9 protein-coding genes are annotated in these 10,274 nt (G+C 71.5%); 2 read left to right on the forward strand and 7 right to left on the reverse strand.

Annotated features, from left to right (window positions below):
• Positions 1-28: 28 nt before the first annotated feature.
• The 4 genes from ACLQ29_RS02525 to ACLQ29_RS02540 all read right to left on the reverse strand — a co-directional run bounded on the left by ACLQ29_RS02525 (position 29) and on the right by ACLQ29_RS02540 (position 5,085).
• Complete coding sequence (locus ACLQ29_RS02525; protein WP_357814297.1) at positions 29-622, reverse strand: GTP-binding protein; 594 nt, start codon at positions 620-622, stop codon at positions 29-31.
• A gap of 1 nt (position 623) precedes the next feature.
• Positions 624-998 (reverse strand): DUF742 domain-containing protein, encoded by a 375-nt coding sequence (locus ACLQ29_RS02530; RefSeq protein WP_234591600.1) that lies wholly within the window; start codon positions 996-998, stop codon positions 624-626.
• Positions 999-1,096: 98 nt separating this feature from the next.
• On the reverse strand, positions 1,097-1,501 hold the full coding sequence (locus tag ACLQ29_RS02535; RefSeq protein WP_030329023.1) for a roadblock/LC7 domain-containing protein: 405 nt from the start codon (positions 1,499-1,501) through the stop codon (positions 1,097-1,099).
• Positions 1,498-5,085 (reverse strand): nitrate- and nitrite sensing domain-containing protein, encoded by a 3,588-nt coding sequence (locus ACLQ29_RS02540; RefSeq protein ID WP_425770036.1) that lies wholly within the window; start codon positions 5,083-5,085, stop codon positions 1,498-1,500. Before ACLQ29_RS02540 ends, ACLQ29_RS02535 begins: the two co-directional genes overlap by 4 nt.
• A gap of 504 nt (positions 5,086-5,589) precedes the next feature.
• Between ACLQ29_RS02540 and ACLQ29_RS02545 the strand changes: the two genes are divergently transcribed.
• Complete coding sequence (locus ACLQ29_RS02545; protein WP_393366248.1) at positions 5,590-5,883, forward strand: hypothetical protein; 294 nt, start codon at positions 5,590-5,592, stop codon at positions 5,881-5,883.
• A gap of 7 nt (positions 5,884-5,890) precedes the next feature.
• On the opposite strand, the gene ACLQ29_RS02550 is transcribed toward ACLQ29_RS02545, so the two are convergent.
• Positions 5,891-6,964: an adenosine deaminase gene (locus tag ACLQ29_RS02550; protein WP_425770037.1), complete on the reverse strand. Its 1,074-nt coding sequence runs from the start codon at positions 6,962-6,964 to the stop codon at positions 5,891-5,893.
• A gap of 196 nt (positions 6,965-7,160) precedes the next feature.
• Between ACLQ29_RS02550 and ACLQ29_RS02555 the strand changes: the two genes are divergently transcribed.
• Positions 7,161-8,057, forward strand: coding sequence for a putative RNA methyltransferase (locus ACLQ29_RS02555; protein WP_425770038.1), 897 nt, complete (start codon positions 7,161-7,163; stop codon positions 8,055-8,057).
• A 2-nt stretch (positions 8,058-8,059) separates the two neighbouring features.
• Here the strand turns inward: ACLQ29_RS02555 and ACLQ29_RS02560 are convergent, their stop codons facing one another.
• Together ACLQ29_RS02560 and ACLQ29_RS02565 are read right to left on the reverse strand one after the other, a co-directional pair.
• A complete protein-coding gene (locus ACLQ29_RS02560; protein ID WP_425770039.1) occupies positions 8,060-8,740 on the reverse strand; it encodes a DUF4272 domain-containing protein in 681 nt (226 codons plus the stop codon).
• Between the two features lie 112 nt (positions 8,741-8,852).
• A complete protein-coding gene (locus ACLQ29_RS02565; protein ID WP_425770040.1) occupies positions 8,853-10,136 on the reverse strand; it encodes a thymidine phosphorylase in 1,284 nt (427 codons plus the stop codon).
• Between the last annotated feature and the right edge of the window lie 138 nt (positions 10,137-10,274).

Raw genomic sequence — 10,274 nt, forward strand, 5'->3', positions numbered from 1 at the left:
GAGCCACCACCGGGCTAGCGGTGCCCGATCAGGCCGGGGCCACCGCGCGCGTACGGCGCATGGTGAGCACGTACTCGACAAGCGAGATCAGCACGTGCTTCGTCGACTCCCGGTTACGGGCGTCGCACGCCACCACCGGCACGTCGCTCGAGATCGCCAAGGCGTCCCGAACGTCCTGCGGGTCGTGGTACTGCATCCCGTCGAAGCAGTTGATCGCCACCAGGTACGGGAGGCGTCGGTGCTCGAAGAAGTCGATCGCCGCGAAGCAGTCGGCCAGCCGGCGGGTGTCCACCAGCACGACCGCACCGATGGCGCCCCGGACCAGTTCGTCCCACATGAACCAGAACCGGGTCTGACCCGGCGTACCGAACAGGTACAAAATCAGGTCACGGTCGATCGAGATCCGGCCGAAGTCCATAGCCACCGTGGTCGTCGTCTTCCCCGGCACCTGCCGGTTGTCGTCGACGCCCACGCCGGCGGAGGTCATGATGGCCTCGGTGGTCAGCGGCGTGATCTCCGAGACCGAGCCGACCAGCGTCGTCTTGCCGACGCCGAATCCACCGGCGATAACGATCTTCGCCGACGTCACGCGCCCACTCGGGTTCGGTGGGCGGTGCGACATGTCAGAGCCTGCGAAGTCCACTCAGCACCCTCTCCAGCAGTTCAGTGCCCACCGCGTCGTCGGAGTCGTCCAAAATGGTCGGCTCGTGGACCGCGACCAGGCCGTCCGTCGCCATGTCGGCGATGAGCACCCGGGCCACACCGAGCGGGAGCTGCATCCGCGCCGCGATCTCCGCGAGCGATTGCACGCGTCCGTCACACAGCGCGGCGATGTACTGGTGTTCGCGGCCGCCACCGTTGCCATTGGCAGTGGTCCGGCCACGCACCGTCGTCTCGACGAGCGCCTCCAGCGCGATGTCGAGCCGAGGACGGGTACGACCGCGGGTCACGGCGTATGGACGGACCAGCGCTCCGGTTGGTTCGTCACGATCGGCCATCTCGCCGCTCACCTCCTTCGTACCCGCTACCGGCTCCCACCGGTGAAACCCGTCGTTGTCGTCGTTGCAGTCGTGCCGACCTCACGATCGGCGAGACGTCAGCCAAGCATGCCCGCGGCCGCACGCGGCTGCGGGGTCAGGGCGTCGCCCACCCGGTCGACAAGCAGCGCCATCTCGTAGCCAACCTGGCCCACGTCGGAGCTGCGGGCGGCCAGCACGGCGAAGGACGAACCGTCCGAGATGGACATCAGGAACAGGAAGCCATTGTCCATCTCCACCACGGTCTGCAACACCGCCCCTCCCTCGAAGCAGCGGGCTGCACCCTGGGTCAGGCTGACCAGACCCGATGAGATCGCGGCAAGCTGATCCGCCCGGTCGCGCGGCAGATCCCGTGACGACGCGAGGAGTAGGCCGTCCGCCGAGACGGCGACCGCATGCGCGACGCCGGGCACCCGGTCGGCGAAGTTGGCCAGCAGCCAACCAAGATCCTGCGTAGTTGTCATCCTTCTTGCTCCTTCTGCCCGCTCCCGGCCACCGGGCCTGAGCCAGACTGCGAGGATTGCCCTCCCGGAGTTGCCTCCGGGCTGGTCGGGTTGTCCGAGGTGCTACGCCCTCGCTGCACGCCCCGGTGGTAGGCGGAGAGCAGTCCACGGACCGCCTCCGGAGAACGGCGCTGGACCGAGGTGGCGGGCTTCTCCACCGCACCCGGCACGAGCTGCGCCATCGGCTTGCGCTTCGGCAGGCCGGTAGTGGTGGTCTCACTCACCGGCACCGCGCCGGCCGCGGCCGAGGCGGCACGCCAACCATCGTCGGCTGCGGTCTGCCAGCCGTTGCTCTGCTGCGGCTGGGACCGGCGGTTCGGCAGGCTCTCGGCGAGACCGGGGCGGGTGCCCTCGCTCGCTGTGGAGCCGTTGTCCCGCGGCGCTCCTCCGGCCATCGGAGTGTCTGCCATCGGCGTGTTACCTGTCGTCCCGGGTGGTGTCTTGTGGACTGTCCGACCGGTGGCCTCGACCGTGGCGAACTGCTGGGTCGCGGTGTCGCCGTTCGTGCTCGGCTGGGCTTCAGCCGCGGACTCCTCCGAGCCCGGACGGCGGGTACGGAACCAGGCCGACTCCAGCTCCCGGAAGATCGGCAGCTCCATCGTCTCGTCCGCGTACCGCTGCCGGTTCTGCGCCTGGGATTGCTGCGGCGTCGGCCGGGTCTGCGGCGCTGGCGCCGGCGTCGGAGCTGGCGCGGGAACCGGAGGCTGGGCCGCGACGGCCGGCTGCTCGCCGGGTCGCGGCACCCGCGGCAGCTCCGTCGTCATGTCCAGGGCGGCGGCGAGCCGCTCCGGCACCGGCGGGGTCACCGCGTCCCGGTCGCCGCCCGGCACCGGCGGCCAGGCCGGCGGCGCGGGGACGCTTGGCGCCTGCACGGGTGGCGCGGATCGGGGTGCGAACCCGCTGAACGACTGGCTGGAGGCGGGTGGCACCGAGAACGGCTGACCCGAGTACGGCTGACCGGAGGCCGGCGACGCGGACACCGGCGGACCGGCGTACGGCTGACCGGAGGCCGGGGCCGCGGACACCGGCGGACCGGCGTACGGCGCACCCGAGTAGGGCTGCCCGGAGTACGGCTGACCCGAGGCCGGCGAGGCGGAGACCGGCGCGCCGGAGTAGGGCTGCGCGGAGACCGGCGGCGCCGAGTACGGGTACGTCTCGGGGCTGCTCGGCAACTGCCGGGGGATGGACGGCTGCTGGCCGGTGCTCGGGGTGTCGTCCCCGGAGCGGCGCTGCGGCAGCGGATCGATCGGCTGGCCGTTGGCCGGTCGCGGGGTGAACCCGTCGCCGCCGATGACGCCGTTCGTCCCGGCCGCACCGGTCAGATCCGACCAGGCCGGCATCGAACCGTACGCACCGGTGTTGGCGGGGGTGCCGGCACCGTTGCGCGTCGCGGGCTCGAACGGACGACCGCCGAGGGTGACCTGGTTGCCGGATTCGCTGGAGCGCGGGTGGTTGCCCAGCGCGGGCAGCGCGCCGAAGACCGGCGCGGGCGCACCGTGCTGAGGACCGCCGGCCGCGGGAAGTGCCGGCGGCTGCTGCACCCGCCCGGAGAGCGCACGGGGCACCAGCACCGAGGTGGGCAGGGTCACTTCGGCGACCGTGCCGCGGTCGGAGCCGGGGCGCAGTTCGACCCGGACACCGTGCCGGGACGCCAGCCGGGCGACCACGACGAGGCCCATCATCCGGGACACCGCCACGTCCACCTGCGGCGGCGTCGCGAGCCGCTCGTTGAGGTCCTGCAACTGCTCGGCGCTGATGCCGATGCCGCGGTCCTCGACGTAGAGCGAGGAGCGGTCGCCGACCCGGCGGGCCTCGACCATGACCTGCGAGTCGGGCGGCGAGAACGCGGTGGCGTTGTCGAACAGCTCCGCCACGAGGTGCACCAGGTCGTTCACCGCGTGTGCGGCGACCTCGATGTCGCGGTCGATGACACCGAACTCGATGCGGGTGTAGTGCTCGACCTCGGACTGCGCGGCACGCAGCACGTCGATGAGCGCGGCCGGCTCCCGCTGGACGCGGGTGGAGTCGGCACCGGCGAGCACCAGCAGGTTCTCGTCGTTGCGGCGCATCCGGGTGGCCAGGTGGTCGAGCTGGAACAGCTCGGCCAGCCGGTCCGGGTCCTCTTCGCCGCGCTCCAGCCGGTCGAGGTGCCCGATGAGGCGGTCGACCAGGATCTGCGAACGGCGGGCCAGGTTGACGAACATGGTCGCGACGGAGGCACGCAGTGCGGCCTGCTCGGCGGCCGTCCGGACGGCTTCCAGGTGGACGGCGTTGAACGCCTCGGTCACCTGACCGAATTCGTCCCTGCTGCGCACCGGCAGCGGCTCGGCGATCTGGTTGGCCAGCTGCACCGGGGAGAGTTGCCCGATGACCTGCGGGTCGCGCAGTCGAGCCACCGCCTGTGGCAGGCCGTACTGGGCGACGGACAGCGCGCCCTGGCGCAGCTCACGCAGCGAGCGGGCCATCGAGCGGGCGACCAGGTACGCGAAGAGGATGGCCAGGAGCAGCATGCTGAGCAGCAGGCCGGTTTCCAGGAAGACCTGGCGCTGGACGTCCGCGCGGAGGGTGTCGGCCTCGGCGACCACCTCACCGTCGAGCTTCCGCTCGACGGTGCGGATCAACCGGGCGTTGGCCGTCATGGCGGCCTCCCACTGGTCCGGTTTGAACGGCGCGCCGCGCATGTCGCCAGTGGTGTTGCCGTCGATCCAGCCGGTGTAGTTCTGCGCCTCCCGGCGGTCGCCGCCCGCGACCGTCTGGTCGTGGAACTTCGCGTCGTCCGGGGTGGCGACGGCCTTGAAGCTCTGCAGCGCCTGCTGCTGGCCGGTGCCGCTGGCGATGTAGTCGGTGCGCAGCGCGGGGGTCAGGCGCTGACCGCCCTTCACGCCCAGCGCGCGGTGCACCACGACCCGGCGTGCGGCGAGGAACTCCTTCTCCCGGGCGACCGCCGCGGCGGCGCGCATCCGGTCGCTCAGGTCGTTGTCGCCGGCGAGCTGCGTGGCCGAGTCGCGGATGGCGAGCAGGTCGCTGATCAGACCCTCGTACGCCTGGACGGTCTCGGTGAGCGCGAGCTTGCCGTTGAACACCTGGCTGCGGATGCCGGACAGGTCCTGCAGGTTCTGGTCGATGCCGTCGAGCAGTGTCTCGAGGCTGCCCGGCAGGTCCTCGACCTCGGTGCGCTGCTGCCGGTAGGGACCCGCCTCTTGATCCACCCGGGAGTTCACCCGGTTGTATGCCTCCTGGTACTGCGCTGTCGGCTGCGTTCCGTCCGCGCCGAGCAGCAGCACGGCGGCGGTCCGCTCGTCCTGCAAAGCGTCGACCAGGTCACCGGAATAGCTCGACAGGTTGGCCAGGTCGCCGGCTCGATTGGCATTGTTGAGCGTCTCCACGTGGTCGACAAGACCACTGGTGCCCACTACGACCGTGGCGATGGTCGGCACGATCATGATGAGACCGAGCTTGGACCAGATCGGCATGTCCCGGAGCCGGCTGGCCGGCCGGCGCAGCCGCGACAGGAAGGAGCCCGCCGTCTTTGGCCGTTTGCTCACGTCACCGCCCTCGCGATTTACAGCTTGAACGCGTTGCCTCCGGGCAACGCCCAGCGACCGACCCGGCGGGTCGGACCCCCGAGATTCCATCACGCCCGTCGACAAGAAGAAAGCCCAGGTTGTCACCTACCGAAGGTGTGATGAGATGTTGATGCGATTTGATAGCAGTCCGTCTGGCCGGAGTAACTGAAGGTAATGGAACATCCGCACCGTGTTGTCCTGCTCGCCGGCCCTTCAGGGTCCGGAAAGTCGTACATAGCGCAGCAAACCGGCCTGCCGGTGCTCTGCTTGGACGACTTCTACAAAGACGGCGATGACCCTACGTTGCCGCGACGAAACGACCAGGTGGATTGGGAATCACCGCAGTCCTGGGACGCTCCGAGTGCGGTGGAAATCATTGCCCGACTAGCTCGCGAGGGTCGAGCCGATGTGCCGGTTTATGCGATCGGCGCAGATCGACGGGTGGCCACCCGGTCATTTGATCTCGCCGGATCGCCACTTTTCGTGGCCGAAGGGATTTTCGCGGCCGAGATCGTCGAGGAGTGCCGTCGCCTCGGGCTGCTCGCCGGAGCGTACGCGCTGCGCCGGCCGCGCGGTGCGACCTTCCTGCGCCGGCTGGTCCGCGACCTGTCCGAGCAGCGCAAGGCACCCCGGGTGCTGGTCCGGCGCGGAGTGGCGCTGCTGCGGGCCGAGCCCGCGGTGCTGCGTCGGCAGACCGGGTTGGGGGCGGAGTCGGCCCGTGCCCGGGAGGTGCTGCGTCGGGTGGCCGGCCTGCTCGCTGGCCACCCGCACGGCTGAGCGGGAGTCAGGCCAGCAGTTCGGCGTACGCCGGCTTGATCACCTCATCGATGATCCGCAGCCGCTCGTCGAACGGGATGAAGGCACTCTTCATCGCGTTGATGGTGAACCACTGCAACTCCTTCCAGCCGTAGCCGAACGTCTCCACCAGCAGCGACATCTCCCGCGACATCGAGGTGCCGCTCATCAACCGGTTGTCGGTGTTGACGGTGGCCCGGAACCGCAGGTCCCGCAGCAGGCCGATCGGGTGGTCGGCGATCGAGGCCACCGCGCCGGTCTGCACGTTCGACGAGGGGCACAGCTCCAACGGGATCCGCTTGTCCCGCACGTACGCGGCCAGCCGGCCGAGCGAGCCGTCGGAGGCGATGTCGTCGACGATCCGGACCCCGTGACCGAGCCGGTCCGCCCCGCACCACTGGATCGCCTGCCAGATCGACGGCAGACCGAACGCCTCGCCGGCGTGGATGGTGAAGTGGAAGTTCTCCCGTTGCAGGTATTCGAAGGCGTCCAGGTGCCGGGTGGGCGGGAAGCCGGCCTCGGCGCCGGCGATGTCGAAGCCGACCACCCCGGCGTCGCGGTGCCGCACGGCCAACTCCGCGATCTCCTGCGAACGGGCCGCGTGGCGCATCGCGGTGAGCAGTGTGCCCACCCGGATGGTCAGGCCCGCCTCGACGGCCTGGGCGGTGCCCTCGGCGAACCCGGCGAGCACCGCCTCGACGACCTCGTCCAGTGTCAGGTCCTGCTCCAGGTGCTGCTCCGGGGCGAAGCGCACCTCGGCGTAGACCACCCCGTCGGCGGCCAGGTCCAGTGCGCACTCGCGGGCCACCCGACGCAGCGCCGACGGGGTCTGCATGACCGCCACCGTGTGCGCGAACGTCTCGAGGTAGCGCTCCAGGGAGCCGGAGTCGGCGGCGTCCACGAACCAGCGTCCGAGCGCCTCGGGATCGGTGGTGGGCAGCTCGTGGCTCACCTCCGCGGCCAGGTCGACGATCGTCCCCGGCCGCAGCCCGCCGTCCAGGTGGTCGTGCAGCAGCGCCTTCGGAACCTTGACAATGTCCTCGTACCGGATAGTTGCGACCATGCTCAGACCCTAGTCAGCGACGGGCGTGACCGGGTGTAGGAGGTCGCTTGAGGTCCGCAAGGCCTGCCCGGACCGGCCCGAACCAAGGCCTGTCTCAGAAGAACTGGCCGGCCGCCCTTCTGAGACAGGCCTTAGGCTGAGCGGCATGGGAGCACCACGGTGAGGGTCCGCGGGCGACGCGGCCCGGCGGCCTGACGTGGACCCCCGCATCCTGGACCGGCTGCGCTGCCCGGTCTGCGGCGACCCACTGGCGCAGGCCACCGACACGGGGGCGCTGCGCTGCCCGCGCCGGCACAGCTTCGACATCGCCCGCCAGGGCTACGTCAACCTGCTCACCGGTCGGGCCCCGCACGTCGGTGACACCGCCGAGATGGTCGCGGCCCGTGCGGATTTCCAGACTGCCGGGCACTACGACGTCATCTCGGCCGCCCTCGCCACCGCCGCGACGGAAGCGGTCGCACGGCTCCGCGCCTCGGCCGCGACGTCCACGCTCGAACCGCCGGAGCCCGACGTCGGGGCGTACCCCCTGGTGGTGGATGCCGGCGCCGGCACGGGCCGCTACCTCGGCGCGGTGCTGGCGGCGGTGCCGGACGCCGTGGGTCTGGCCCTGGACGTGTCCAAGCCGGCGCTGCGCCGCGCGGCCCGCGCGCACCCCCGGGCCGCCGCGGCGCTCGCCGACACCTGGCAGCGGCTGCCGCTCGCGGACGCCTCGACCGCCGTGCTGCTGAACGTCTTCGCCCCGCGAAACGGCCCGGAGTTCCACCGGGTGCTCGACCCGGCCGGCACCCTGCTGGTCGTCACACCCGACACCGACCACCTCGGCGAGCTGGTGGACGCCCTGGGCCTGCTGCGGGTGGACCCGGACAAGGCCGACCGGGTGACCGGCAGCCTGGGCGGGCACTTCACCGCGGTCAGCTCGGCGGCGCACCGGGCGGAGCTGGCCCTGACCCGGCCGGAGGTCGCCACCCTGGTGGGGATGGGCCCGAACGCGTGGCACACCGACCCCGAAGCGCTCACCGCCCGGTTGGCCGCGCTGCCCGAGCCGGTCCGGGTGACCGTGGCCGTCCGGGTGGACGCGTACCGACCTCGCTGAACTCAGGTGGAGAGGTCTACCTCTTCCCAGCCCGGCGGCTCGTCGTGGTACGGCCCGCGCAGGATCACCGCCCACTCCAGCGCCCAACGGCGCTGCCCGATCGCGTTCGCGTCGATCATGCCCGGGGCCCGCCGACCACCGCGCTCGGTCTCCAGGTACGCCCAGTCCAGGCAGTAGTGCAGGTCGAGCAGGGCGGCCGCGTCGGCCGGGTGCTGCGGCGCGGTGAGGATCCGGGTCCGCCAGTGCGGGAACGTCTCGCCCTCGGCGATGTGCGGCAACTGCTCGACCAGCCGCTCGTCGACGGCCAGCGTCGGGTCGAGCTGCTTGCTCAACCCGAGCACCCAGGCCAGCGCGAAGAGCGCGTCGTGGTGCAGCACGAACGAGCGGTGGTCACCCTTGCCGCCCATCACGAACTGCCACTCCGGGGGCGTGACCATCTCGACCAGGTGCGAGCCGAGCAGCCAGCTCATCGCCGCCTCCGGTGGCATCCCGAAGCAGCGCGCCAGGATCAGGTGCAGCACGGCGATCCGCGCCTCGATCTCCACAGTGGGACGAAGATCGATCGCGTCACCCGGCTCCCAGACCAGCGGGAACTGGGCCGGCGGCAGCGGCAGGCCGAGCCGGGACAGCTCGTCCAGGCTCGCCTCGCGCACCTCGCGTGGGTCGGGAGCAGCAACTGTCACGGCGGGTCTTCCTGTCTGCTCGCGCCGGCTCAAGGCCGGTTGTCCCCCCTTGGCCTGCGACAATAGCGCTCCCAGGTGGCCGGCACCATGGCACCCCGACCCCCGGTTCGCCTCAGCCGATGCGCTCGATGAGCAGCGGCGTCGCCGCCGCGGCGGTCGACGCGATCCGCACCGCGTCGGCGGCCTCGGCAAGCGCCGCCGGAATCCGCGCCGGGTCCTCGGCGCGCAGCTCGTAGAGGGCGTCACCGGCCCGCACCGGGTCACCCGGCCGCTTGTGCAACACCACACCGGCCGGCACGCTCACCGGGTCCTCCTTGCGGGCCCGACCCGCGCCGAGCCGCCACGCCGCAACCCCCATGGCGTACGCGTCGACGGCGGCGACGTGCCCGTCCCGCTCGGCGCGGACCACCTCGACCTCGTTGGCGGTCGGCATCGGCGCGTCCGGGTCGCCGCCCTGCGCGCGGATCATCGCCCGCCAGGAGTCCATCGCCCGGCCCTCCCGCAACGCCGCCGCCGGGTCGGCGTCCGGCAGGCCGGCCGCGTCGAGCATCTCCCGGGCCAGGGCCAGCGTCAGCTCCACCACGTCGGCGGGGCCACCACCGGCCAGCACCTCGACCGACTCGGTCACCTCCACCGCGTTGCCGATGGCCAGGCCGAGCGGGGTGGACATGTCGGTGAGCAGGGCGACCGTCCGAACGCCGTGCGCCCCGCCCAACTCGACCATCGTGCGGGCCAGCTCGCGGGCCTGGTCGACGGACTTCATGAAGGCGCCCGAGCCGACCTTGACGTCGAGGACCAACGCGCCGGTGCCCTCGGCGATCTTCTTGCTCATGATCGAGCTGGCGATCAGCGGGATCGCCTCCACGGTGCCGGTGACGTCGCGCAGCGCGTACAGCTTGCGGTCGGCGGGGGCGAGCCCGGCACCCGCCGCGCAGATCACCGCGCCGACCTCGTCCAGTTGGGCGATGAACTCGTCGTTGCTCACCGTGGCCCGCCAGCCCGGGATGGACTCCAACTTGTCGAGCGTGCCGCCGGTGTGCCCGAGACCACGGCCGCTCAGCTGCGGCACGGCCGCGCCGCACGCCGCCACGAGCGGGGTGAGCGGCAGCGTGATCTTGTCGCCGACGCCACCGGTGGAGTGCTTGTCGACGGTCGGCCGGCGTACCGCCGAGAGGTCCAGCCGCTCGCCACTGGCGATCATCGCGGCGGTCCACCTGGCGATCTCCGGGCCGGTCATGCCGTTGAGCAGGATCGCCATCGCCAGGGCCGACATCTGCTCGTCGGCGACAACCCCCCGGGTGTACGCGTCGACCACCCAGTCGATCTGCGCGTCCGACAGCACCCCGCCATCCCGCTTGACCCGAATAACGTCAACAGCAGCAAACCCATTACTCATCAGAAGATCTTCCTAGTCCTTTGGTGGAACCGACGCACGGCCTTGCCGACGCGGGGATGGGGCCGACCGTGCCCGGCGGAGGGAGGAACCCAGACCCCCCCCCCCCCCGCCCCCGCGGCCCCCACCCCCCACAACAAC

This window comes from Micromonospora sp. DT228 (assembly GCF_049841595.1).
In the GTDB taxonomy this organism is placed as follows: Bacteria; Actinomycetota; Actinomycetes; order Mycobacteriales; family Micromonosporaceae; genus Micromonospora.

Excerpts from the sequence above, each read along its gene's own strand:
- ACLQ29_RS02525 (WP_357814297.1), bottom strand. The coding sequence starts at position 622 with ATGTCGCACCGCCCACCGAACCCGAGTGGGCGCGTGACGTCGGCGAAG.
- ACLQ29_RS02565 (WP_425770040.1), bottom strand. The coding sequence starts at position 10,136 with ATGAGTAATGGGTTTGCTGCTGTTGACGTTATTCGGGTCAAGCGGGAT.
- ACLQ29_RS02530 (WP_234591600.1), bottom strand. The coding sequence starts at position 998 with ATGGCCGATCGTGACGAACCAACCGGAGCGCTGGTCCGTCCATACGCC.
- ACLQ29_RS02550 (WP_425770037.1), bottom strand. The coding sequence starts at position 6,964 with ATGGTCGCAACTATCCGGTACGAGGACATTGTCAAGGTTCCGAAGGCG.
- ACLQ29_RS02535 (WP_030329023.1), bottom strand. The coding sequence starts at position 1,501 with ATGACAACTACGCAGGATCTTGGTTGGCTGCTGGCCAACTTCGCCGAC.